Origin of the sequence: Streptomyces glaucescens (assembly GCF_002154375.1) — a bacterium.
Classification (GTDB): domain Bacteria; phylum Actinomycetota; class Actinomycetes; order Streptomycetales; family Streptomycetaceae; genus Streptomyces; species Streptomyces glaucescens.
The window spans coordinates 1-23,344 of sequence record NZ_MUND01000142.1 but is presented as its reverse complement, the minus strand read 5'-3'; the positions used below and the strand labels follow the sequence as shown (position 1 = coordinate 23,344).

General features: G+C 70.5%; 17 protein-coding genes. 11 read left to right on the top strand and 6 right to left on the bottom strand.

Features of this window, described 5'->3' with window-relative positions; all coding sequences use genetic code 11:
- Window positions 1–65: 65 nt before the first annotated feature.
- Window positions 66–1,301 carry an epoxide hydrolase family protein gene (locus tag CCN42_RS10630; protein WP_086734858.1) on the top strand — a complete coding sequence of 412 codons (1,236 nt, stop codon included), beginning with the start codon at window positions 66–68 and terminating at the stop codon, window positions 1,299–1,301.
- A 131-nt stretch (window positions 1,302–1,432) separates the two neighbouring features.
- On the opposite strand, the gene CCN42_RS10625 is transcribed toward CCN42_RS10630, so the two are convergent.
- The gene (locus tag CCN42_RS10625) at window positions 1,433–2,011 is read right to left on the bottom strand and encodes a Type-2Aa cytolytic delta-endotoxin (protein ID WP_086734873.1); all 579 of its coding nucleotides are present in this window, start codon (window positions 2,009–2,011) and stop codon (window positions 1,433–1,435) included.
- A 463-nt stretch (window positions 2,012–2,474) separates the two neighbouring features.
- Between CCN42_RS10625 and CCN42_RS10620 the strand changes: the two genes are divergently transcribed.
- Window positions 2,475–3,689 (top strand): phospholipase D-like domain-containing protein, encoded by a 1,215-nt coding sequence (locus tag CCN42_RS10620; protein WP_086734856.1) that lies wholly within the window; start codon window positions 2,475–2,477, stop codon window positions 3,687–3,689.
- 71 nt (window positions 3,690–3,760) lie between these two features.
- Here the strand turns inward: CCN42_RS10620 and CCN42_RS10615 are convergent, their stop codons facing one another.
- Together CCN42_RS10615 and CCN42_RS10610 are read right to left on the bottom strand one after the other, a co-directional pair.
- Window positions 3,761–4,870 (bottom strand): sensor histidine kinase, encoded by a 1,110-nt coding sequence (locus CCN42_RS10615; protein ID WP_086734854.1) that lies wholly within the window; start codon window positions 4,868–4,870, stop codon window positions 3,761–3,763.
- On the bottom strand, window positions 4,863–5,558 hold the full coding sequence (locus CCN42_RS10610; protein ID WP_086734852.1) for a response regulator transcription factor: 696 nt from the start codon (window positions 5,556–5,558) through the stop codon (window positions 4,863–4,865). The genes CCN42_RS10615 and CCN42_RS10610 overlap by 8 nt, the downstream gene beginning before the upstream one ends.
- A gap of 156 nt (window positions 5,559–5,714) precedes the next feature.
- Here CCN42_RS10610 and CCN42_RS10605 point away from each other — a divergent pair, with 156 nt between their 5' ends.
- Window positions 5,715–6,779, top strand: a complete 1,065-nt coding sequence (locus CCN42_RS10605) for an endonuclease/exonuclease/phosphatase family protein (protein WP_086734851.1) — start codon at window positions 5,715–5,717, stop codon at window positions 6,777–6,779.
- A 120-nt stretch (window positions 6,780–6,899) separates the two neighbouring features.
- Complete coding sequence (locus tag CCN42_RS10600; protein WP_086734872.1) at window positions 6,900–8,147, top strand: serine hydrolase domain-containing protein; 1,248 nt, start codon at window positions 6,900–6,902, stop codon at window positions 8,145–8,147.
- 108 nt (window positions 8,148–8,255) lie between these two features.
- On the opposite strand, the gene CCN42_RS10595 is transcribed toward CCN42_RS10600, so the two are convergent.
- Both CCN42_RS10595 and CCN42_RS10590 read right to left on the bottom strand, forming a co-directional pair.
- On the bottom strand, window positions 8,256–11,543 hold the full coding sequence (locus tag CCN42_RS10595) for a LamG-like jellyroll fold domain-containing protein (RefSeq protein ID WP_086734849.1): 3,288 nt from the start codon (window positions 11,541–11,543) through the stop codon (window positions 8,256–8,258).
- 325 nt (window positions 11,544–11,868) lie between these two features.
- Window positions 11,869–12,933 carry a LacI family DNA-binding transcriptional regulator gene (locus CCN42_RS10590; protein ID WP_086734847.1) on the bottom strand — a complete coding sequence of 355 codons (1,065 nt, stop codon included), beginning with the start codon at window positions 12,931–12,933 and terminating at the stop codon, window positions 11,869–11,871.
- 264 nt (window positions 12,934–13,197) lie between these two features.
- On the opposite strand from CCN42_RS10590, the gene CCN42_RS10585 reads away from it, so the two are divergent.
- The 7 genes from CCN42_RS10585 to CCN42_RS10555 all read left to right on the top strand — a co-directional run bounded on the left by CCN42_RS10585 (window position 13,198) and on the right by CCN42_RS10555 (window position 22,883).
- Window positions 13,198–14,562 (top strand): extracellular solute-binding protein, encoded by a 1,365-nt coding sequence (locus CCN42_RS10585; protein ID WP_086734845.1) that lies wholly within the window; start codon window positions 13,198–13,200, stop codon window positions 14,560–14,562.
- 19 nt (window positions 14,563–14,581) lie between these two features.
- A complete protein-coding gene (locus tag CCN42_RS10580; RefSeq protein WP_245877223.1) occupies window positions 14,582–15,532 on the top strand; it encodes a carbohydrate ABC transporter permease in 951 nt (316 codons plus the stop codon).
- 2 nt (window positions 15,533–15,534) lie between these two features.
- Window positions 15,535–16,434: a carbohydrate ABC transporter permease gene (locus CCN42_RS10575; RefSeq protein ID WP_086734843.1), complete on the top strand. Its 900-nt coding sequence runs from the start codon at window positions 15,535–15,537 to the stop codon at window positions 16,432–16,434.
- Window positions 16,435–16,503: 69 nt separating this feature from the next.
- Window positions 16,504–18,327, top strand: coding sequence for a glycoside hydrolase family 2 protein (locus CCN42_RS10570; protein WP_086734841.1), 1,824 nt, complete (start codon window positions 16,504–16,506; stop codon window positions 18,325–18,327).
- A 178-nt stretch (window positions 18,328–18,505) separates the two neighbouring features.
- Entirely contained in the window at window positions 18,506–19,576 is a 1,071-nt protein-coding gene (locus CCN42_RS10565; RefSeq protein WP_086734868.1) for a glycoside hydrolase family 43 protein, read from the top strand.
- A 203-nt stretch (window positions 19,577–19,779) separates the two neighbouring features.
- On the top strand, window positions 19,780–21,429 hold the full coding sequence (locus CCN42_RS10560) for a TlrC/CarA/OleB/SrmB family ABC-F type ribosomal protection protein (protein WP_086734839.1): 1,650 nt from the start codon (window positions 19,780–19,782) through the stop codon (window positions 21,427–21,429).
- A 254-nt stretch (window positions 21,430–21,683) separates the two neighbouring features.
- On the top strand, window positions 21,684–22,883 hold the full coding sequence (locus CCN42_RS10555) for an ABC transporter substrate-binding protein (protein WP_245877222.1): 1,200 nt from the start codon (window positions 21,684–21,686) through the stop codon (window positions 22,881–22,883).
- A 63-nt stretch (window positions 22,884–22,946) separates the two neighbouring features.
- Here the strand turns inward: CCN42_RS10555 and CCN42_RS10550 are convergent, their stop codons facing one another.
- Window positions 22,947–23,261: an SCO5918 family protein gene (locus tag CCN42_RS10550; RefSeq protein WP_086171977.1), complete on the bottom strand. Its 315-nt coding sequence runs from the start codon at window positions 23,259–23,261 to the stop codon at window positions 22,947–22,949.
- Between the last annotated feature and the right edge of the window lie 83 nt (window positions 23,262–23,344).

Here is a 23,344-nt window from a genome sequence, read left to right as displayed (position 1 = left end):
AGTTGCCGCCCGCGTACCCCAACAGGCCGACGGCACCGCTTCCGCTGTCCAGTAAGGAACCTGGCATGACCATCGCGCACGCCTTCCCCCTGCAGCCCACCTCGATCCATGTGCCCGACGAGGTCCTCGATGACCTGCGCGCCCGTCTCGCACTGACCCGTCCGCCGCTGGACGAGGGGAATGAGGACTGGTCCTACGGCGTCCCGGACAGCTGTCTGCGTGAGCTGGTCGCCTACTGGCGGGACGGCTACGACTGGCGCAAGGCCGAGGCGGCCATCAACGCCTACGAGCACTACGAGGTGAGCGTCGCTGGTGTGCCAGTGCACTTCATGCGCAAGCCCGGGCACGGTCCGCGCCCGATCCCTCTGATCCTCACTCACGGCTGGCCGTGGACGTTCTGGCACTGGTCGAAGGTGATCGACTCGCTTGCCGACCCGGCCGCGTTCGGCGGCGACCCCGCCGACGCGTTCGACGTCATCGTGCCGTCCCTGCCCGGCTTCGGTTTCCCCGGGCCGCTCACGGGCTTCCCGGACGTCAACTTCTGGAAGGTCGCCGACCTCTGGCACACCCTGATGACCGAGAGGCTGGGATACGAGAAGTACGCCGCCGGGGGCTGCGACATCGGCGGGCTCGTCTCCAGCCAGCTCGGCCACAAGTACGCCGACGCGCTGTACGGCATCCACATCGGCTCCGGGCTGCCGCTCGACTTCTTCACCGGCCCTCGCGCCTGGGACTTCGCCCGGAATCGGCCCCTCACCGACGACCAGCCCGCCGACGTCCGGGCCCGCATCATCGAACTGGACCACCGCTGGGCGTCCCACCTCGCCGTGCACATGCTCGACGGCGCCACCCTGGCGCACGGACTGAGCGACTCACCCGCCGGACTGCTCGCCTGGCTGCTGGAGCGCTGGAACGCCTGGAGCGACAACGGCGGCGACCTCGAATCCGTCTTCACCAAGGACGACCTGCTCACCCACGCCACGATCTACTGGGTGAACAACTCCATCGCCACGTCGATGCGTTACTACGCCAACGCCAACCGCTTCCCCTGGACCCCCGCCCACGACCGTACCCCGGTCGTTCAGGCCCCGGTGGGCCTCACCTTCGTCACGTACGAGAACCCGCCCGGCATCCGCACCGCCGACGAACGCGTCCAGGCGTTCAGGACCGGCCCGCAGGCCGACTGGTTCAACCACGTCAACGTCAACGCCCACGACCACGGCGGTCACTTCATCCCCTGGGAGAACCCCGACGCCTGGGTGGGCGACCTGCGCCGCACCTTCCACGGCCGCAGGCCATGAGCGACCCTGAACCGGCGGCCTGACCACACCGTTGTTCCGCGGTCCGTCCTGACCGCGAGGGGCGCGGAATGACACGGCCCGGGACGGCGGGCCATGACTGGTCCTGGCAGCGACACGCGCTGCCTGAGGGATCAGGTCTCGTTCGCGAGCTTCTGGCGCACGACGATCGCGTCGAGCTGCACGGCGAACGGCGCGGTGTCGGTGAGACCCAAGGTCCCTGCGCGATCCTTGTCGAGGCCCACGGTGACGTCGGCGCAGAAGGCAACGGCGTACAGGTACGCGCCGGCTTCCATGTCCTGGAGGGCGAAGAACAGGTCGCGGTAGTAGCTGGTGCGGTCGGGACGCTCCTCGTAGTAGGCCAGCCCCGGTTCACCCTCCTGAGCGCCGAGACCGGTGAAGGCATCCACGAGGTCGCGCTCGATGGTGTCCCAGAAGGACGCCTGAGCCGCCTCTGGCGGGAGCGCCTGGCGGACCGCCTCCTTCAGAGAGAGCACCATGACCAGGATGGGTGCCTCCTCCTGGAGCTTCCAGCCGCGGACGACCTTGACGATCTCGCTGTCGGGGAGCATGGCGGCGGCATCGCGTATGTGAGCGAAGTCGAAATTGACGGTGGCGGGTGCGATCGCCTCCTGAAAGGCCTCCCTGAGCGCCTCCGCTTGGGCGCGATGTGTCTCTTCCGCCACGACGACCGTTCTGAAGCAGGCTGCCAACTCGTCCTCCTTAAACATTTTGTTGAACCGGTGGAGGGTCAGTATGCCGTGCCGGTGTGCCGGGTCGCACAACTGCCACTGAAGGGCAGCAGCGCGCCGCCGCCCGAGCCGTGTTCGACGCGGCGGCTGCCGTCGTGGAGGCGGCCACGGACCGTGCCGGCAGCCGTGACGGTTCAATGTGGGTGTGGGTGTGGCTGGCCGGTGCACGCCGCGCTGCTCACCTTCCTCGCCCACCCCACGCTCGGCTCGACCGACCTCGATACCGGCCGCGAGCAGACCACGGGCGGGGGGACCCAAGGCCATCCCGTTCGACCGCTACCCCGTCGTCCACGAGCTACGCGCTGGGCCCCGCTCGGCCCGCGGCCGGCACTTGCCGTTACCCTCGCCCTGCACCGCGGTGGCTTGAGCCGGACCGGGCCTGCCCGACATGCTGCTTCCCCGTGCCCGGCCCGGAAGGAGAAGAATGACCAGCACACAGGACATACCGGAATCCGCGGACCGCGCGGTCGGCGGCAGAAACGCCGACGAGCGGGCCGTGCGGATAAGACGGCGTCTGGAGCGCCTCATCGGTATCGCGGCGACCGAGGGGAACGCGCTGGCCGTCCTGCGCAACGGGGACGAGATCTTCCCGGCCATGCTCGGTGCCATTCGCTCCGCCGAGCACACGGTGGACATGATGACGTTCGTGTACTGGAAGGGTGACATCGCCCGCCAGTTCGCCCACACGTTGGCTGAGCGGGCCCGGGCCGGCGTTCGGGTGCGGTTGCTGCTGGACGGCTTCGGCAGCCGGCTGATCGACAAGGACCTGCTGGACGACATGGACCGGGCGGGCGTGCAGGTGGCGTGGTTCCGCAAGCCGCTGTACCTCTCGCCACTCAAACAGAACCACCGCTGCCACCGCAAGGTCCTGGTCGTCGACGAGCAGACCGCCTTCACCGGAGGCGTGGGGATCGCCGAGGAGTGGTGCGGCGACGCCCGTAACCCGCGCGAGTGGCGGGACACGCACGTCCAGGTCCGCGGGCCGGCCGTGGACGGCATCGCCGCGGCGTTCGCACAGAACTGGGCCGAGTGCCACGACGAACTCTTCGACGACCACGACCGGTTCACCGCTCACCGCCCCCAGGGCGACGCGGTGGTGCAGGTGGTGCGCGGGTCGGCAAGCTTGGGCTGGCAGGACATGCAGACCCTGATCCGTGTGATGATCGAGTCCGCCGAGGAGCGGTTCCGGCTGGCCACCGCCTACTTCTCCCCGGACGCCTACTTCGTCGACCTGCTGTGTGCCGCTGCCCGGCGCGGAGTGGAGGTGGACATCCTGCTGCCCGGCCCGCACACCGACAAGCGGGTCTGCCAGCTGGCCGGACAGCACTTCTACGAGGATCTGCTCGCCTGCGGTGTCAAGATCCACCAGTACCAGCCGACCATGATGCACGCCAAGATCATCACCGTGGACCGGATCGCGTCCCTCGTCGGATCGACCAACTTCAACCGGCGCTCCCTCGACCACGACGAGGAGATCATGCTCGCCGTTCTGGACGAGCGGTTCACCGCCACCCTGGACTCCCACTTCGACGCGGACATGGCGGCAAGCCGGCTGATCCAGGCCGGCCGCTGGAAACGGCGCTCGATGCTCCAGCGGGCCCGGGAGACCGCCGTCCAGCCGATCCGCCGCTACCTCTGACCACCACGTCGCCGAGGCACACGGATGGGTCCGCGGTCAGGACGTAGGCACTCTCCGCCGGTCCTGATTCCTCACCCGTCGGCGTGTGTGGCTGTTGCGGGTAGTTCGACAGTGATGCGGAGCCCGCCGGTGGGGAGCGGGGTGAGGGTGAGTGTTCCGTCGTGGGCGTGGGTGATGGTCCTGACGATGGCCAGGCCGAGGCCGACGCCCGCATGGTCGGCGTGGATGCGCTCGGTGCCGCGCTGGAATGGTTCGGTGAGTGTCGAGGCCACTTCCGGGGTGAGTATCTCGCCGGTGTTCTCGACAGTGAGCACCACGGTTTTCGTGCGGACGCCGGTATGGACCCGGATGGTGCCCTTCTCGGGCAGGTTGTGGACGATCGCGTTGTGCACGAGATTGGTGGTCAGCTGGAGCAGGAGCGCTTGCGATCCGACGGTGGGGGTGATGTCGCCGGAGGTTTCGATGGTGACGCCGTGCTTTTCCGCGAGGGGGAGGAGAGTCTCGGTGGCCTCTTCCACGAGCAGGGAGAGGTCGACGGGTTCCCGGGTGAAGGACCTCTGGTTGGCGTGGCTGAGCAGGAGCAGCGCTTCGGTGAGGTTGATCGCTCGGGTGTTGACGGCGTGGAGGCGCTCGATGACCTCGCCGGCGTCGTGGTGCGGATCGGTGCGGGCCACGTCGAGAAGCGCCTTCGAGATCGCCAGCGGGGTGCGCAGCTCGTGGGAGGCATTGGCGGCGAATCTCTGCTGTTCGGCGACGTGCGCTTCGATCCGGGCGAGCATCGTGTCGAAGGCGTCGGCGAGTTCGCGGAACTCGTCTTCGCGGCCCGGTAGCCGGATTCGGTGCGAGAGCGACCCGTTCGTGGCCATGCGGGTGGCGCCTGTGATGCGGGTCAGCGGGGCGAGCATCCGCCCGGCGAGGACCCACCCTCCGACCAGGCCGAACACCAGCAGGAATGCCATCACCGCGGCAGCCCGTGGAGCGAAGACGCGCAGCAGGTTGGACCGGACGGGAAATACACCGTGCGTGGGCGTCTCACCGGAGACGATGAGCGCACGATCGGGAACGTAACGGAGAAGGAACACCCACACCGCCGCAAGCAGCAGGACACCGGCCAGCATGAGGAATCCGGCGTAGCTGAGGGTGAGTTTGAGGCGAACGCTCGGTCCGGGTGCTCTATTCACGCTCGCGTCCCTCTGGTCCGGCCTGCGGTTGCGTGTCGATGCGATAGCCGACGCCTGGCACGGTGGCGATGATCCAGGGTTCGCCGAGGCGCTTGCGCAGTGCCGAGACCGTGATGCGCACGGCGTTGGTGAACGGGTCGGTGTTCTCGTCCCAGGCCCGTTCCAGCATTTCCTCGGCGCTGACGACGCCGCCTTCGGCAGCGACGAGGACTTCGAGTACGGCGAACTGCTTCCTGGTCAGTGCCACATAGCGGCCGTCCCGGTAGACCTCTCTGCGGAACGGGTCCAGCCGAAGACCCGCGATCTCCCGTACGGGTGGTCGGGCGTGGGCGCGTCTGCGGTCGAGCGCTCTGAGCCTGAGCGCGAGTTCTCGGAGTTCGAAGGGTTTCGTGAGGTAGTCGTCGGCGCCGAGTCGGAACCCGGATGCCTTGTCGTCGAGACGGTCCGCTGCGGTGAGCATGAGGATCGGCATGCCACTGCCGGAGGCGACGATGCGTTCGGCGATCTCGTCACCGGACGGTCCGGGAACGTCTCGGTCGAGGACGGCGATGTCGTAGGTGTTGATGCTCAGCAGTTCCAGAGCGGTGTCGCCGTCACCTGCGATGTCGGCCGCGATCGCTTCCAGGCGCAGACCGTCGCGAATGGCCTCTGCCAGATAAGGTTCGTCCTCGACGATCAACACGCGCATGCCGTTGATGCTACGAGCCGGCGCATATCGCCGGCATATCGGGATTCGCATACGGGGCGGCAACACCGCACTGCCTTGACTGGCAGCATGGCTCGAACCCCGTCACCAGCGCGAGCGGCGACCCGCCGGACGCACCGGCCCCTCGCCCCCAGCCTGATGGTCGTCATCGCGGCGATCACCGCTGCCTTCCGAAATGTCGGCTCAGGTACCCCGCGGTCGCGTATCCGCCGGGCGATCCGCGTCGGCCTCCGGCCGGAGCCGTGGAAGCGCGGTCCGGTGCTCGCGGTGCTGGCGCTGCTGCTGGGCCTGATCATGCTGCTGCACACGAAGATCCCGAACCGGATCGGGAACCTCGGCAGCCTGGTGGAGACCGTCCTCCCGTGGTTCGGCCTGTTCGTTCCCCTGCTGCTGGCCGGGGCGCTCCGGCGCCGCTCCGCCTCCGCGGTGGCCGCGCTGCTGCTGCCGGTCCTGGTGTGGCTGAGCCTTTTCGGCGGGCTCCTCAGTGACAAGGCCCACCCAGGAAGCGACCTCACCGTGGTGAGCCACAACGTCGGCGCCGGCAACCCCGACCCGGTCGGCACCGCGCGGGACCTGGCCGCTTCCGGTGCGGACGTGCTGGCCTTGCAGGAGATCACCGCGCAGGCGAAGCCGCTGTACGAGAAGGAACTGGCGAAGGCGTACCCGTATCACACGGTGCGGGGCACGGTCGGACTGTGGAGCAAGCTGCCGCTGTCGGACACTCGGCCGGTCGACATCATGATGGACCACGGTCCGCTGGCGGAGACCAAGCCGGCTGCCGTCAAGATGGCCTACAACCGGGCACTGCGCACGACGGTGGCCACGGACCGGGGTCCGCTGGCGGTGTATGTGGCCCACCTGGGATCCGTGCGGGTGAACCCCAGGGCGGGTTTCTGGACAGACTCGCGGGACAGGGGCGCGCGGGCGCTCGGCAAGGCCGTCGCCGCCGAGCGGAATGAACGGGTGGTGCTGCTCGGCGACCTGAACGGCACCGTGGACGACCGTGCGCTGACCGACCTCACCTCACAGCTGCGCTCGGCCCAGGACACGGCCGGACACGGCTTCGGCTTCAGCTGGCCGGCGCGGTTCCCGGTGGTGCGGATCGACCAGATCCTGGTGCGCGGCGTAGCGCCGGCGAGCTCCTGGTCGTTGCCGCCCACGGGTAGTGACCACCTGCCTGTGGCGGCCGGAATCAGCTGGTGAGACTCACGGGGCAGCTGTCGAGGAGTCGATCCGTGTGCGGGGTGGGTCGGGGTCCGATCGGGGCCGGCTCCGGGACGGACCCTGATGTCCGGGCAGGTGTCCGCCGGCAGCGTGGGGAGCATGACTTCAGCCCCCATGTCACGAAGGACTTTCGCGGGCGCCGCTCTGGCGGGGACGGCCGCGCTGGCCACCACCGCGGCCCTGCCCGCGCGCCGCGCCGCCGCCTCACCGGTGCCACTTCCACCGCTCCCGCCGCTTCCGCCGCTCGACCCCAGCGCCCTCCAGGCGGTGATCGACGACCTGGAGCACCCGCCGTCGACCGCGGCGCAGCTGCGAGTCGATGGCGCGGCCGGCTACTGGCACGGCACGTCGGGCGTGGCCGACCTCGGGACGCGGCGGCCGGTGACGCCGCACGACAAGGTCCGCATCGGCAGTATCACCAAGGTGTTCGTCGCCACGGTGGTGCTGCAGCTGGTGGCGGAGGGTCGGGTGGACCTGGACGCGCCGGTGCGGCGTGTCCTGCCGGGGCTGCTGCCCGCCCGGTTCGGGGCTGTCACCGTGGCGCACCTGCTGAACCACACCAGCGGGCTGCCCGATCACGTCGGCATCCCCGAGCCGAAGACCGCGGAGGAGGTGTTCCGCCACCGCTTCGATCACTGGACACCGCAGGAGTGGGTGGCGACGGCAACGCACGGGCCACTGAAGTTCGCGCCGGGCACCCGGCAGGAGTACCGCGGCATCAACTACGTACTGGCCGCACTGATCGTCGACAAGGTGACCGGCCGCCCCTACGGGCAGGCCGTCGCCGCCCGCGTCCTGCGCCCGCTGGGCCTGGAGCGCACCGTTGTGCCGGGTGACGACCCGCGCATACATGGCCGACACGTGCACGGCTACCTGGCGATGGCTGACGGCAGACTGCGGGACATCACCACGTACGACCAGTCGTCCAGCCGCGGCGAGGGCGACATGATGTCCAGTGCGAACGACCTCGACCGGATGCTCACCGCGCTGTTCTCCGGCGAGTTGCTCCCGCCTGAGCTGCTCGGGATGATGTTCGCCCTGCCGCCGGACGACGTACGGATGCTGGACGGCTCCCCGGCCCGCTACACCACCGGGTTGCAGCAGGCCACCGTCAACGGCGTCACGCTGTGGGGGAAGACCGGCGAGACGTACGGATACAAGAGTGCCGCGTTCTCGACCCGTGACCAGCGGCGTCGCTTCGTCCTCGCGTACCACCCGACGACCGCCCGCAGTGGCGAGGAGAGCCGGATGATCGCTCGGGTCGCCGATCTGCTCACCCGCGGCCCGAGCGCTGCGGGCCCGGCGACCGCCCCGTCCGTGCAGCCTGCGCGGGCGGCGCGCCCGTGAGGATGTGCGCGAGGCTGCCGACTGCACCGAGGCCGCCCACGAGCGCGCAGGACTCGGCAGGGGGCTGCCCCGGACGCCCGCTACTTCCGGGGCAGCCCCCTGTCCGGTCTACGGCTTCTGCCGCGCGTGGAGCGCGCTCACCTCCGCCGTGGTGAGTGCCTTGTCGAAGGCGTGGACCTCGTCGACCGCCCCGGCCCAGAAGTCCGCGTGCGCGCCGTCCCACTGCGCCCGGCCGACGGTGAGGGCGCCGGTGCTCGGGTAGGCGGGGCCGGCCTTGGAGGTCGCCGCCAGTGCGCCGTCGACGTACAGCCGGATCTCCTCGCTCGCGCTGTCCCGTACGCCGACGAGGTGGTACCAGCGGCCCGTCTCCGGCGTGGTCTCCAGCCGGGCACGGTGCTCACCGGGCGTGCTGAAGGCGAAGGCACCCTGACCGTACTGGAGGTAGAACGGGCTGGCCTGGCGCCGGGTGTCCTGGCTGACCGCGGTGGCGTAGTTGCCGGGGAGCGCGTCGAGGGTCACCCAGGCGGAGACCGAGTAGCTTCCGGTGGTGTCGAGCACCGGCCCGTCGGTCTCCGCGTACTGCCCCTGGCCGTCGAAGCTCAGCGCACTGCCGTCGATCCCGGAGGTCCAGGTGGTGCCCCCGGTGAGGGTCAGGGGTTCGGCGTTGGGGCCGTCGTCCTGCGCGGTGCTGCCCGAGCCCTCGTCGAGTGCCCAGTGTCCGCCGCCCTTGAGTTCTCCACGCTCGCCCGCCGCGGCCCCGGCCGCGATGACCCGGAGGTTGGCCTCCCGCACCCGGACCGGGTCGATCTTGATCTGCCGGCGGTCGTACGTGTAGAGGCCGTTGAGCTCGTTCTCCAGGTCGGAGATCTGCGTGTACACCGAGCCCGACAGCTCGTGGGCGGCCTGGTCGAGGTAGTACTTCTCGGTGTTCTCCACGTACTTGCGCGTCAGCGCCTCCTTGTCGTTCACCCCGCTGTAGATGACCGTCGGGGCACCCGGCCACATGTGACCCGGGGTGCGCAGGGTGAAACCGCCGTGCTCGCCGTCCATGGCCGCCCGGTGGTCCGGGAACGGCGGGTCGTCGTTGTTGTAGTCGTGGTGGTCGATGATGTCGCCCTTGCCGGAGTCGCCCTTGGAGTTGCAGCAGTTGACACCGCTGTGGGCGTTGACCACCCGGGACGGGTCGGCGGCCTTGACCGACTCGGCGACACGACCGCTCTCCTCACGGTTCCATTCGCCCCAGCCCTCGTTGAAGACGATCCAGCCGATCACGGAGGGCGAACTGCGGTGCTCCCGCACCATCTCCATGCCCTGGTCGACGAAGGCCTTCCGCCCCGTCTCGGAGGTGAGGTCACCGGAGACGAAGTCCTGCCAGACCAGCAGGCCGAGCCGGTCCGCGTGGTGGAACCAGCGCGGCGACTCCACCTTGATGTGCTTGCGGACGGCGTTGAAGCCGAGCTGCTTGTGCGCCTTCAGGTCGAAGGCGAGCGCCTCGTCGCTCGGCGGGGTGTACAGGCCGTCGGGCCAGAAGCCCTGGTCGAGCGTGGCGAGGGAGAAGACCGGCTTGCCGTTGAGGACGAGTTTCCGGAAACCGCCGACCTTCTCGATGCCGATCTCCCGCATGCCGAAGTAGCTGCCGACCCTGTCGGTCGAGCGGCCGTCGGTGAGCCGGACGTCGAGGTCGTAGAGGTAGGGGTCGTCCGGGCTCCACAGGTGCTGCTTCGCGATCGGCAGGCGCAGTTCCTCGTCGGCCGGTCCGCCCACCCGGCCGACCACCTTGCCGCGGGCGTCGCGAGCGACGGCCTCGACGCGGGCCGCGGGTGAGGCGCCGTCGGACTCGACGGTCAGTGCGAGGCTGCCGCTGTCGATGTCGGGGGTGGTGACGACGGCGTCGATGGAGGTGCGGGCGACCGGTTCCATCCACACCGTCTGCCAGATGCCGGAGGACTGCGTGTAGAAGATTCCGCTCGGGTTGGTGGACTGCTTGCCCTTCGGCTGATCGGTACCGCCGGTGTCGGTGACCGCGACCAGGATCTCCTGCGGCCCGGTGCGCCCCAGCGCGTCGGTGATGTCCACGCTGAAGGCGTCGTATCCGCCGGTGTGTTCGGCGACCTGCCTGCCGTTGACCCAGACCCGGGCCCGGTAGTCCACCGCGCCGAAGTTGAGTTTCAGCCGGTTGCCGTTGCTTCCCGTGCCGACTTTCCAGCCTTTCGGCACGTCGACGAGCTTGCGGTAGAACATGTGGTCCTCGTGCCGCTCGAGACCGGAGAGCTGCGACTCGACCGGGAACGGAACGATGATCGTCTCGTCGAGGTCCTTGCCGAAGACCGGCTGCTCCCCCGGCGCCGCGCCGGTGAACTGCCAGGGTCCGTTCAGATTCATCCAGCGGGACCGCACCTGCTGCGGGCGCGGGTACTCCGGCAGCGGGTTGTTCTCGTCGAGCTTGTCGCCCCACGGGGTGGTGAGCCGGTGGGTGGAGTCGTTCTGCGCCCAGCGGACGATCCTCGGTACGGTCTCGCCGCCGGAGGTCAGCCCGCCCGTGCCGTCGTAGGTGAGCTTGACCTGCTGACTCTTCTGGATCGGAGCGGCGAGGGTGACGAGGAGGGAGCGGGGGTCACCGGGGGCCACGACGGCGCCGGCGACCGGCATGGCGGTGGTGTCGGCCTCGATCTTCAGGTGGTTCGCGACCTCCTGGGGGTCACCGCCGAGGTCGCCTTCGAACCGGGCGCGTATCTGCTGCCCGTTCTCGGAGACGGACGGCTCCACCGGGTACACCTCGAAGCCGTCCGGCGGGGTGAACGCCGACTGCGGTACCAGTTGCCTGGGCAGGTTCGGGGTCGACCAGCGCAGGAACATGCCGGCCCCGCCGGTGTCCTGGAACATCTCCAGGCGGAAGTCGTGCTTCTCCCCGGCGGTGAGCCTGATGGGAGCGCTCGTCTGCTCCCTGTCCCAGTCCGGCACCCAGTGGTCGATGACCGGCTCGCCGTCGATGAACAGGCGGAAGCCGTTGTCGCCGATGGCGTGGAAGGTGTAGTCGCCGGTGGCCGGTGCCTCGATCCGGCCCGTCCAGCGGGCGGTGGTGTGCTCGGTCCTGCCGGTCAGCTCCTGGAAGGTGCTGGTCAGACCGGAGAAGTTGATCTGCGGGTCGAGCAGGGTCCCGCCGGATTCGGCGAAGTCCCGTGCGCCGGGCGCGGACATGCGGAAGTACTCACCCTTGAGGCCGTGCACCGCGACCGCGGCCTCGCGGGCGGAGAGCACCGACGCGCTGCCGGACGTCTCGACAGCCGATGTCCCGGCGGACGCGGTGGCGGTCAGACCGGGCGTGGGCAGGACGAGGGCCGCCACGGTCAGCAGCGCCCAGACGGTGGCTCGTCGGCGAGTGTGTCTTCTGGTCATCGAACCCTTTCCTCGCGCAGAGGGCCTGGGATCCGGCACCGGGACCGGGATCAGGCAGGTGGGCGGCGCCGACGCCGCGGAGTCCGCGACACCCAGGCGGTTTTCAACGATGTAAAGCACGTGTCAGGCGGAATGAGAGCATGCCGCTTTCGCGGCTGTCCAGACCTCGCGCATCCCTCTCCGTCATCCGGCCAAGTGACGGGACGTGTGCGATTTTTGAGAGTTCCTGGGTGGTTCCGTTGATACGTGTTCCGTGCTATGTCCCGGCGCCTCAAGGCTCGAGGCCGGCTCGGGCCGGTTCAGGACGACGCGGACGATCTGCCGGTCAGCGGGACACCGGCCCCTCGGTGCTCTCCCGCAGTACGAGGCGGTGGGGCGCCACCAGGTCCTGGAGCGAACGGTCGGCGGCCGGGGCCGTGCCCGCCCCCTCCATGTCCGCGCCCGTCCCGTCCTCCTCCATACGGCGTTGCAGCAGCTCGACGGCGAGCCGGGCCACGGCCGCCTTGTCGGGGGCCACCGTGCTCAGGGTCGGGACGCTGAACCGTCCGCCCTCCACGTCGTCGAACCCGATGACGGCGACGTCGTCGGGCACCCGGAGCCCCTGCTCGTGCAGCGCGCGCAGAGCGCCCAGCGCCAGTTGGTCGTTGAGGCAGAGCAACGCGTCGGGCCGCAGGCCCTCCCGCAGCGCCCTCGCCACGGCCTCGGCGCCGTCGGGCATCCTGAACGACTTCACGGGCAGCAGGGCGGCCGGATCGTGGGCGATGCCCGCTTTTGCGAGGGCGGCGAGGTATCCGCGGGTGCGGGCCTCGGCCGTGCCCAGGCCCGTGTCGTCCCGGCCGCCGATGGCGAGGATGGTGCGGCGCCCCAGGGCGATCAGGTGCTCGGTCGCCTCCCGCGCCGCCTTCTCGTTGTCGATGGCCACATGGTCGGCGCCCTCCTCCAGCAGCTCTCCCAGCAGCACGGTGGGCGGCGCACCCGGGACGCGATCGCGCAGGTCGTCGGCGTCGAGGGCGAGCGGACTCAGGATGACCCCGTCCACGAAGGTGGAGCCGAACCCGGTCAGCGCCGCCAGTTCGTGATCGCGGTCCGCTCCGGTCTGGTGGATCAGCACGGTCAGGGCGCGCTGCTCCGCCTCGCGGATGACGTGCCGGGCGAGTTCGGCGAAGTAGGGGACGTCCAGCTCGGGCACGACGAGGGCGATGATGCCGGTGCGCCCCTTGCGCAGATGACGCCCGGCCAGGTTGACCTTGTAGCCGAGGTGCTGGATGGCTTCCTGCACGGCGCGCCTGGTCCGGTCGGAGACATGGGCGTAGTCGTTGATCACGTTGGAGACCGTCTTCTCCGACACTCCCGCGTGCCGTGCGACGTCCTTGATCCTGGGTCGTGCCACCGAAAACCTCCCCTGCGTCCCGCCGCCGAGTCTATGTCCCGCCCACGCGCGCACCCCGGGGCCGACCACCCGTGCCCGGGCCGCCCGCGAGCACTTGGTTCCCGGCCCTTGGCCCGGAGTCTTTACAGCCAATGTACATCGATGTAAAAACGAGCCACCGCACCGCTTCAGCCGGTGCGCCTCCCCGCCTGCCGGACACGGGCAGTTCGTCAGCCCCGCTGCGTACCAGTCCGGCACACGTGTCCGGCCGTCGAAAGGTCCGTGATGACATCCCCGCCCCCTGTCCCGGAAACAGCGGTCCCCTCCCCTCCGGCGCCCGGCCTCTCCCGCCGCCGGCTGCTGGGCCACGGCATGGCCGCGGCGGGCGCGCTGCTCGCCGCGGGCCCGCTGTCCGGCTGCGCCTCACCGGCCTCCGCCTCCGGCGCCTCCGCGCTGAGTGTCTGGGACCTGTTCCAGGGCGGCGACGGCATGCTGATGGACGACATGATCCGGGCGGTCTCCAGCGGTACGGACGGCTTCGAGGTCGACCGGACGATCCTGGACTGGGGCCCGTCCTACTACACCAAGCTGGCCATGTCGGCCGCCGGCGGCCGGGCCTCCGACGTCGCGGTCCTGCACCTGTCCCGGCTGGCGGGCTATGCCCCCGGCGGTCTGCTGGACCCCTTCGACCTCGACCTGCTCGCCGAGTTCGGCGTCACCCGGCGGGACTTCACACCGGCGGTCTGGGCGCGTACGCGGCACGCCGGCGCCGTCTACGCGATCCCGCTCGACGTCCACCCGTTCATCGTCTTCTACGACAAGGAGGCCGCCGACAAGGCGGGGCTCCTCGACTCCTCGGGTGAACTGGCCGCGATGGGCTCCCCGGAGGCGCTGCTGGACGCGGGCAAGGCGCTCGCCGACGTGACCGGAGCATCGGGCATCCTGTTCGGCCACGTCACCGACACGGCGCAGAGCTGGCGGCAGTTCGCCGCCCTCTACGCACAGACCGGCGCCGCTCTCACCCTGCCGGACGGCGGGCCGGCCGAGATCGACATCGACGCGGCCGTGCGCGTGGTGACGTTCATGCAGCGCCTCTTCGACGGCACGACCAACCCCCGCAACCTCGACTACAACGGGGCGATGGCCGGGTTCCTCGGCGGGCGCGGCGGCATGGTCATGCTCGGCGAGTGGGAGCTGCCGACGCTGAAGAAGTCCGGCATCCCGCTCGGCGCCGCCCCCTTCCCGCAGGTCTTCGACAAGCCGGCTGTCTACACGGACAGCCACAGCTTCGTCCTCCCGCACCAGCACGACCCCGACCCGGCGCGCCGCCGCGAGGCGCACCGCTATGTCGCGGCGATGGTCAAGCAGAGCCTGACCTGGGCGAAAGCCGGCCACATACCCGCGTACCAGCCGGTGCTCGCGGAGCCGGAGTACGCCGCCCTCGACCCGCAGTCCTCGTACGCGGGCGCCGCCGAGGTGGCGGTGCTCGATCCGCCGAACTGGTTCGCCGGGGCCGGTTCCGACTTCCAGAACCGGATGTGCCAGCCGCTCCAGTCGGCGCTGCTGGGCAACACCTCTGCCGAGAAGGCGGTGCGCCAGATGGTCCGTGAGGCGGACGCGCTGCTGCGCCGGCCCAACCCGGTGGCGTGACGTGCAGAAGGAGGATCCTGTGACCACCATCGCACCCCTGGGCACCGGCAGACAGGCCGGTCCGCCCGGCACCCGGGCCGACGGACGCCGTCGTACCGGTCACCGGGGCACGCGGAGCACCCCGGGCTCCGGCCTGCTCTTCGTCCTGCCGTTCCTGCTCGTCTTCGCCCTCTTCATGGCCTGGCCCCTCGCGCAGGGGCTGTGGATGAGCCTCACCGACAGCTCGCTCGCCCTGCGCGACACCGCGTTCGTCGGCTTCGCCAACTACGCCGAGGCGTTCTCGGATCCGGACGTCTGGAGCAGCCTGGGCAACACCGTCTTCTTCACCGTGGTCTCCAGCGTCCCCCTGGTGCTGATCGCCTTGGTGATGGCGCTGCTGGTGCACAGCGGGCTCGCCGGGCAGTGGGCGTGGCGGCTGGCCTTCTTCGCCCCCTACCTGCTGCCCGTGACCGTGGTGACGCTCATCTGGACCTGGCTCTACCAGCCGGACATCGGCCTGGCCAACCAGCTCCTCGGCTCCTTCGGCGTCGGACCGGTCGGCTGGTTGTCCGACGAGTCCGTCGCGATGTGGTCGATCGCCGCCCTCACCGTCTGGTGGACGGTCGGTTTCAACTTCCTGCTCTACCTCGCCGCCCTGCAGTCCCTGCCCTCCACCTACGACGAGGCCGCCGCGCTGGACGGCGCCGGGGCGTGGCGGCGCCTGTGGTCCATCACCCTGCCGCAGCTGCGCCGGACCACCTTCCTGGTGGCGATGCTCCAGGTCCTCGCCTCCCTCAAGGTGTTCGACCAGATCTACATCCTCACCAAGGGCGGCCCCAACGGCTCGACCCGTCCGGTCCTCGAGTACGTCTACGACGTCGGCTTCACGGGCTACCGGCTCGGCTACGCCTCCGCCGTCTCCTACCTCTTCTTCGCGCTCGTCATCGTCGTCTCGCTCGTGCAGCTCCGCCTCTTCCGCCAGGAGGACTGACCGTGTCCGCCACCGCAACGACCGTCCGCCCCCGGCGCCGTCCGCCCCGTGCGGCGACCGGTTCCCCCATGCTCCTGGGGCACGGCCGGCTGTCCCGCGTCCTCGCCGGAACCGCGCTGGCCGTGCTGGCGGCCGTCTGGCTGCTGCCGCTCCTGTGGGCGATCGCCACCTCCGTGCAGAGCGAGCAGGACGTGGCGTCCCCCGGCCTGTCACCGTTCAAGGGCCCGCTCACCGCCGAGGCGTTCCGGCGGATCCTGGACCGGGGGAACGTGACCCTGTGGGCGTTCAACAGCTTCCTGATCGCCGGACTGGTCACTCTCATCACGGTGACGGTCTCCGCCCTCGCCGCGTACGGCTTCTCGCGCGGCACGTTCCGCGGCCGCCGGGCTCTCCTCGCCGTCACGGTCGCCGCCATCATGGTGCCGCCGCAGCTGCTGGTTGTGCCGCTGTTCGAGCAGATGCTCCTGTTCAACCTGGTGGACACCTACGCGGCCGTCATCCTGCCCCAGGTCGTCGCCCCCATGATGGTGTTCATCCTCAAGCGGTTCTTCGACGGCATCCCCCGGGAACTGGAGGACGCCGCCCGCCTCGACGGCGCGTCCGAGTTCCGCGTGTTCCGGTCGATCGTGCTGCCGCTGTCCCGGCCGATCGTGGCCGCCGTCGCGATCTTCGTCTTCATCGGGGCCTGGAACAACTTCATGTGGCCGTTCATCGTCACCAACGACCCGGACCTGATGACCCTGCCGGTGGGCCTCGCCACCGTGAAAGACGCCTTCGGCATCCAGTACGCGCAGTCCATGGCGTCCGCGCTGCTGGCGGCGCTGCCGCTGATCGTGGTGTTCCTCCTCTTCCAGCGCCGCATCGTCGACTCCGTGGCCACCACCGGCCTCGGCGGCTCCTGACCCCCACCCGCTTCGCCCTCCCCGCAGATCCGGCGGTCCCCGCCGGCCGTCCCACCGACTGGAGCATGTGTGTCCACGCAGTCCGTTCCGCGCCCGGAGTACCCGCGACCGCAGTTCGTGCGCCGCGACTGGCTCAATCTGAACGGCACCTGGCAGTTCGAGACCGACCGAGGGGACAGCGGCCTCGAGCGCGGTCTGCTCGGCCGCGAGCTGCGCGACGAGATCCTCGTCCCGTTCCCGCCCGAGTCCGAGCTGTCCGGCATCGGCGACACCGACTTCCTGGAGGCCGTCTGGTACCGGCGGTCCCTGGTCCTCCCGGCGCAGTGGGCCGGGCGCCGGGTGCTGCTGCACTTCGGCGCCGTCGACTACGACACCACCGTATGGGCGAACGGCACGGAGGTCGCACGGCACCGGGGCGGCTTCACGCCGTTCACCGCCGATCTCGGTGACATCGCCGGGACGGGGGACGAGGTCGTCATCACGGTGCGGGCCCGCGACCCCAAGTCCGGCCCCCAGGCCCGGGGCAAGCAGGCGACCCGGTACGCGAACCACGACTGCAACTACACCCGGGTGACCGGCATCTGGCAGACGGTCTGGCTGGAGCCCGTGCCCGATGTGCACCTGCGGCGGCCCCGGATCACTCCGGACCTCGCCGGTTCCGCCTTCCACCTCGAACTGCCCCTGTCCGGCAACCGGCCGGGCCACCGGGTGCGTGCCGTGCTGAGCGACCGGCACGGCGAGGTGAGCCGCGCCGAGGCCCGCGCCGACCTGGACCTCGCCCCGCGCCTCCACCTGCCGGTGCCCGACGCCAGGCGACGCGAGTGGAGCCCCGACGACCCGCACCTGTACGACCTCCGGCTCGAACTCCTCGACGCCGGCGGGCAGGTCGTCGACAGCGCCGAGAGCTACGCGGGCCTGCGCGCCGTGGGACTGCGCGGCAAGGCCGTCACCCTGAACGGCCGCCCGGTCTTCCAGCGCCTGGTCCTCGACCAGGGCTGGTACCCGGACGGGCTGATGACCGCGCCGACCGACGAGGCCCTGGTCCGGGACATCGAGCTCGCCATGGAGGCGGGCTTCAACGGGGCCCGGCTGCACCAGAAGGTCTTCGAGGAGCGCTTCCTCCATCACGCCGACCGTCTCGGCTACCTGGTCTGGGGCGAGTTCGGTGACTGGGGATGCGAGACGGGCGGCTCCTCCGGCGACAACCAGCAGCCTGACGCCTCCTACGTCGCCCAGTGGCTGGAAGCCCTGGAACGGGACTACTCCCACCCTTCGATCATCGGCTGGTGCCCGCTCAACGAGACGTACCAGAAGCTGCACGACCGCATCACCCAGCTCGACGCGGTGACCCGCGCGATGTTCCTGGCCACCAAGGCCATGGACACCACCAGGCCGGTCGTCGACGCGTCCGGATACGCCCACCGGGTCGCCGAGACCGACATCTACGACGCCCACAACTACGAACAGGACCCGGCGGTCTTCCGGCAGCTGATGTCCGGGCTCGCCAAGGACGAGCCTTTCGTCAACTCCCATGAGAGCGGGACCGCTTACTCGCTGCCGTACCGGGGGCAGCCCTACTTCGTCAGCGAGTTCGGCGGCATCTGGTGGGATCCGGAGGCAGCCGCCGCCGAGTCGGGCGAGGACCGTACCGTCTCCTGGGGCTACGGCGAGCGGGTCCGGGACGAGGACGAGTTCCACGCGCGGTTCAACGGCCTCACCGAAGTGCTGCTGGGCGATCCCGACATGTTCGGCTACTGCTACACCCAGTTGACCGACGTCTTCCAGGAGCAGAACGGCATCTACCGCTTCGACCGGGGCCGCAAGCTCGACGTCGAGCGGATCCGCGCCGCGCAACTGCGGCCGGCCGCGATCGAGGAGCAGGGCCGGTCATAGCCGGACCCCGCGGAACGCCTCCCCGGCGCGCGGCCGGGGAGGCGTTCGTCGTCAGGACTCGTATACATCGAGGTAAACGCGTCCGGTTCGTATCGGCCGTTGACACTGTCCAGCGCGTCCCGCGATATTGGACCGACTTCTTTCATCGATGTAGGACCGGCACGAAAGCCGAGTGACGATGAAGCTTCCTCGCTGTCTGACGAGCACTGCCGCCCTGCTGCTGTCGGGCATCCTCGCCGCGGTGCTGTCCCTCACCTCCGCCGAGCCCGCCCGGGCCGGCCAGACGAGCCTGCGGGCCGCCGACCCGAGCGTGCTCCGAGTGGGCGGCACCTACATCTCGGTGCAGTCCGTCGGTGACGGCATCGTCGTGCGGCAGGCACCCTCCACGGACGCGCTCGCCTCGGCGCCCGCCCGCAGGGTCTGGTCGGACGTCCGCGGCCTCGGCGAGGTGTGGGCCCCCGAGATCGTGCGGGACGGCGGGCGCTACTACATCTACTTCACCGCCGGCCGCGGACCGGCCCACCGGATGTACGTCATCAGTTCCGCCACCCCGGACAGCGGGTACACCGGCGAGACGAAACTGGCCCTGCCGGACGACAAGTGGGCCATCGACGGCACCCTGTTCACCTTCAACTCCCAGCGCTGGTTCGTCTGGTCCGGCTGGGCCGGCGACACCAATGTCGAACAGAACCTGTACATCGCCCGGATGAGCAGCCCGACGACGCCGGCCGGCGCACGGCACATCATCTCGCAGCCCCGGGAGAGCTGGGAGCGGGTCGTCGGCAACCCGTTCATCAACGAGGGCCCCGAACCGGTCAAGGACCCGAACGGACAGCTGCACATCGTCTACTCCGCCAACGGCAGCTGGAGCGACCAGTACTGTCTGGCCGACCTGCGGCTGCGGGCCGGCGGCGACCCGACGTACGTATGGGACTGGTACAAGTCCAACGGCTGCCTCTTCGGCTCGCACCGCGCCACGATGATGCCGGGCTGGGATCCGACCCTGCACGTCGACGGGCCCGGCCATCACAGCTTCGTCCTCCTCGACGGCGACATCGGGACCAGCCCGCCGGCCGGCCCGCGGTTCCCCCTGATGTTCCACGCGGTCCCCAAGGGCACGCCGTACACGTGGGAGAACCGGTACTGGTACACCGGCACCTTCTGCTGGTGGGGCAACACCACCTACAGCCGGGCCAACGTTCCGGGCGCGAACACGAACACCGGCTGGAGCCTCAAGTTCTTCGAGTAGGCCGGAGTGATCCACCCAGCGAGCCGAGACGTACCGTCTTGCCAATCGGTCCGTCATGCCGTACCGTCCTCCGCATGGGTTCCCTGTGAGACAGCCGGCGCCGACCGCGTAGAGCACCGCTCCGCGGTCGCCGCGCCCCGCCGTGCCGTCATCCACTCGACCCGGCCCGGGCTGAAGCCCGCGCGGCCAGGAGGAGCCCGATCTTGCACACCTCACAACTCACCCTCCACCACGTCACCAAGCGCTACCCCGGCCGCACCGTCCTCGACCAGGTCTCCTTCACGCTGAAGCCGGGCGAGAAGGCCGGGCTCATCGGTGACAACGGCTCCGGCAAGTCCACCCTGCTCCGGCTCATCGCGGGGCAGGAGCGCCCGGACAGCGGAGAGGTGACCGTGACCGCCGCCGGCGGCATCGGCTATCTGCCGCAGACCCTCCCCCTGCCCCCGGCCGCCACCGTCCAGGACGCCGTCGACCTGGCTCTCGCGGACCTGCGCGTGCTGGAGGCGGAGCTGCACCGGGCCGAACAGGCACTCGGTGACGACGCGGGCCCATCGGCACTCGCCGCGTACGCGGCGCTCGTCGAGCGCTATGAGGCTCGGTCCGGTCACGACGCCGACCACCGCGTCGACATCGCGCTGCACCACCTCGGCCTGCCCGCACTGCGCCGTGACCGCCGGCTCGGCACCCTGTCCGGCGGCGAGCGCTCCCGGCTCGCTCTGGCCGGCGTCCTCGCCGGCCGACCGGAGCTGCTGCTTTTGGACGAGCCGACGAACGACCTGGACGATCAGGCCCTGGAATGGCTGGAGGCGCAACTGCGAGGGCACCGCGGCACGGTGCTCGCGGTCACCCACGACCGCGTCTTCCTGCAGCGCCTGACCACCACGGTCCTGGAGGCCGAGGCGGGAAGGGTCACGCGCTACGGCGACGGCTACGCCGGCTACCGCACGGCGAAGGCCGCGGAGCGCCGCCGGCGGCTCCAGGAGTACGAGGAGTGGCGGGCCGAACTGGCCCGCAACGAGCGGCTGGCCGCCGGCCACGCCGTGCGCCTCGCCGCCATGCCGCGCAAGATGCCGCTGGCCACCTTCGGCCACGGCAGCTTCCGTGCCCGCGGCCGGGCGCACGGTGCGATGGCCCGCATCCGCAACGCCCGCGAGCGGGTCGAGCGGCTGACGGCGAACGCGGTCGCGCCGCCGCCGGCCCCGCTCGTTTTCCGGGGGCGGATGAGGACGGCAGCGGAGTGCGCGGGGGAATCCACCGACACCGCGGCCGAGCCCCTGGCCGTACGGCTGTCGGACGTACGCGTGGGAGACCGTCTCAGCCTGGACTCCCTGTCCCTCGGCCACAGCGGCCGGCTTCTGGTCACCGGCCCCAACGGCGCCGGCAAGACGACGCTGCTCCGGCTGCTCGCCGGCGAACTGCGGCCGGACGCCGGCTCGGTGCGCGTGCCCGGCCGGGTGGGCCATCTGCGCCAGGACGAGACGCCGTGGCCGCCGGACCTGACGGTGACCGAGGCGTACGCGCTGGGCCGCGTGGACTCCCCCGACGCACACGCGGAGGCGCTGCTCGCCCTCGGCCTCTTCCGTCCGTCGGAGCTGTGCCTGCGCATGGGCGAGTTGTCGTACGGACAGCGTCGCCGCGTGGACCTGGCGCGACTGGTCTCGGAGCCCGCCGACCTCCTCCTGCTCGACGAGCCGACGAATCACCTGTCACCGGCCCTGGTCGAGGAGCTGGAGGAGGCACTGACCGGGTACCCGGGGGCGATCGTGCTGGTCACCCACGATCGCGCACTGCGCAGGAGGTTCCGGGGCGAGCATCTGGAACTGCCGCGGCCAGCGAGCGTGCGGTCCAGGTGACTGCCGGCCGTGCCACCGGCCGGCCCCCGGCCGGCTCGCCGTCCTGTCGGTGACGCTCGTTCGCGTCCGTCCGAACCGCGCGCTCCCGCCGGTGACGCGTGAGGCGAGCGGGCTGCCGAAGGGGGAGGAGATCGGGAAGGTGCCGGCAGCCTGCCACATCACCCGTCCGGCTCCCTTGCCCGCAGCCCGCGAAGGGCAGCCTAGCTGTGCGCAGATGAGCGCGTTCCAGCCGGGAAACCTCTGCGGGGAGCACGATGAGCGAGACGCCCATGGGACAGCAGGGCACCCTCACGGTGGGTGTCGTCGTCGCCCGTTCGGGCCGCCTGGCGGACCTGGGCCGGCCCCTGGACTTCGTCATGGCCCTGCTGGAACCCGAGTTGGCCCGCCTGAGGCCTGCCGGACGGCGGATCAGGCTGGCGAGCCGGGACAGCCGTTCCTCGGCCGAAGGCGCCCGCCAGGCGGTGGACGAACTGGTCCGGGACGAGAACGCGGCGATCGTCGTCACCCTGGCCGGGACGCAGGTGCTGCCGGTCGTCGCGGACGCCTGCGAGGCCGCCGCGGTGCCGTGCCTGTCGAGCACTTTCCCCTGGCAGGTGTACTACTACGGGCGTGGCGCCGACGACGAGCACCCGTTCGAGTGGACGTACCACTTCTGCTGGGGACTGGACGACATCGCCGACGTCTTCGCTGATCTGTGGGAGCGCGTGGACGGATCGCCGCAGACGGTCGGCTGCCTGTGGAACGACGGACCGCAGGGCGCCTGGTCGCGGCACCCCGAGCGCGGCTTCGCCCCGGCGGCCCGCGCCCGGGGACACCGGCTCGTGGAACCGGCTCCCTACCAGGAGCCGGCCACGGCACTCGACACGCACGTCACGATGTTCCGTGACGCCGGGATCGACATCGTCACCAGCGCCGCCACGGGACAGGACCTCGCCCTCTTCCGCAGCCAGGCCGCCGGCTGCGGCTGGCAGCCCCGCTTGATCACCTGCTCACGGTGGCTGGCCTACCCGCCGTCGGTCACCCGCGGCGGCGAACAACCGGCCCAGGCGGGCGTCGGCACCCTGGCCTACTGGACACCGGTCCACCCCTACCGGTCGTCGCTCGGCGGAATGACGGCCGCCGAACTGGCCGAAGGCTACGAGCAGACGACGGGACGCCAGTGGCTCCAGCCGCTCGGCCTCGCGTACGCGCTGTTCGAAGTCGCCGCCCACGCACTGAGCACCGCGGACGACCCCACCGACCGCGGTGCCGTCGCCGCCGCCCTGCGCAGGACGCGGCTGGAGACCATGGCCGGGCTGCTGGACTGGACCGCGGGCCCGGTGCCCAACATCGCCACCGTCGCGCTGGCCGGCGGGCAGTGGCAGCCGGGAACGCGCCACGACTACGAGCTCGGCATCGTCAGCCCCGGGCAGGTCGACGGCCTGGCCGCCACCGCGGACCTCGTCACGGCATGAGCACGCGCCCTGCGTGGCCGGTCCAGGCCAGGAGGGAGTCCGGCGGCGGTTGGGCGCCTGCCGTCACACCGCCGCGGAGGCCGCGCCGCCGAGCAGCGCCGACGCGGTCCGGACCGCGGTGGGCGTGCTCGCCGGCTCGGCCGCCGGAAGGTCCTGACAGGTGAAGCCGAGGCGGGTCATGGCCCGGACGACTTCACCGGTGGTGAAGTCACGGCGGTCCTGGCCGGTGACGACCTGGCCCACCTGCTTGGCCGGGTAACGGCGGCGGCCGATGGTCACGGACTCACCCGTGACGAGTTCCGGCGTGACGCCCTTCATCGAGGCCAGCACCCCGCTCTTGGACAGTTCGAACGGGTAGCGGGCGATGACGCAGCGCATGGTGCCTCACAGAAACAGGGAACGGGGAGAGGAGGAGGACGGACGAATCTGGGGAATGGAGCGTCCTAGGTCGTGTCCGCAAA

Excerpts from the sequence above, each read along its gene's own strand:
- CCN42_RS10550 (WP_086171977.1), bottom strand. The coding sequence starts at position 23,261 with ATGCGCTGCGTCATCGCCCGCTACCCGTTCGAACTGTCCAAGAGCGGG.
- CCN42_RS10595 (WP_086734849.1), bottom strand. The coding sequence starts at position 11,543 with ATGACCAGAAGACACACTCGCCGACGAGCCACCGTCTGGGCGCTGCTG.
- CCN42_RS10565 (WP_086734868.1), top strand. The coding sequence starts at position 18,506 with ATGAAGCTTCCTCGCTGTCTGACGAGCACTGCCGCCCTGCTGCTGTCG.
- CCN42_RS10620 (WP_086734856.1), top strand. The coding sequence starts at position 2,475 with ATGACCAGCACACAGGACATACCGGAATCCGCGGACCGCGCGGTCGGC.
- CCN42_RS10555 (WP_245877222.1), top strand. The coding sequence starts at position 21,684 with ATGAGCGAGACGCCCATGGGACAGCAGGGCACCCTCACGGTGGGTGTC.
- CCN42_RS10610 (WP_086734852.1), bottom strand. The coding sequence starts at position 5,558 with ATGCGCGTGTTGATCGTCGAGGACGAACCTTATCTGGCAGAGGCCATT.
- CCN42_RS10630 (WP_086734858.1), top strand. The coding sequence starts at position 66 with ATGACCATCGCGCACGCCTTCCCCCTGCAGCCCACCTCGATCCATGTG.
- CCN42_RS10605 (WP_086734851.1), top strand. The coding sequence starts at position 5,715 with ATGGTCGTCATCGCGGCGATCACCGCTGCCTTCCGAAATGTCGGCTCA.
- CCN42_RS10585 (WP_086734845.1), top strand. The coding sequence starts at position 13,198 with ATGACATCCCCGCCCCCTGTCCCGGAAACAGCGGTCCCCTCCCCTCCG.
- CCN42_RS10600 (WP_086734872.1), top strand. The coding sequence starts at position 6,900 with ATGACTTCAGCCCCCATGTCACGAAGGACTTTCGCGGGCGCCGCTCTG.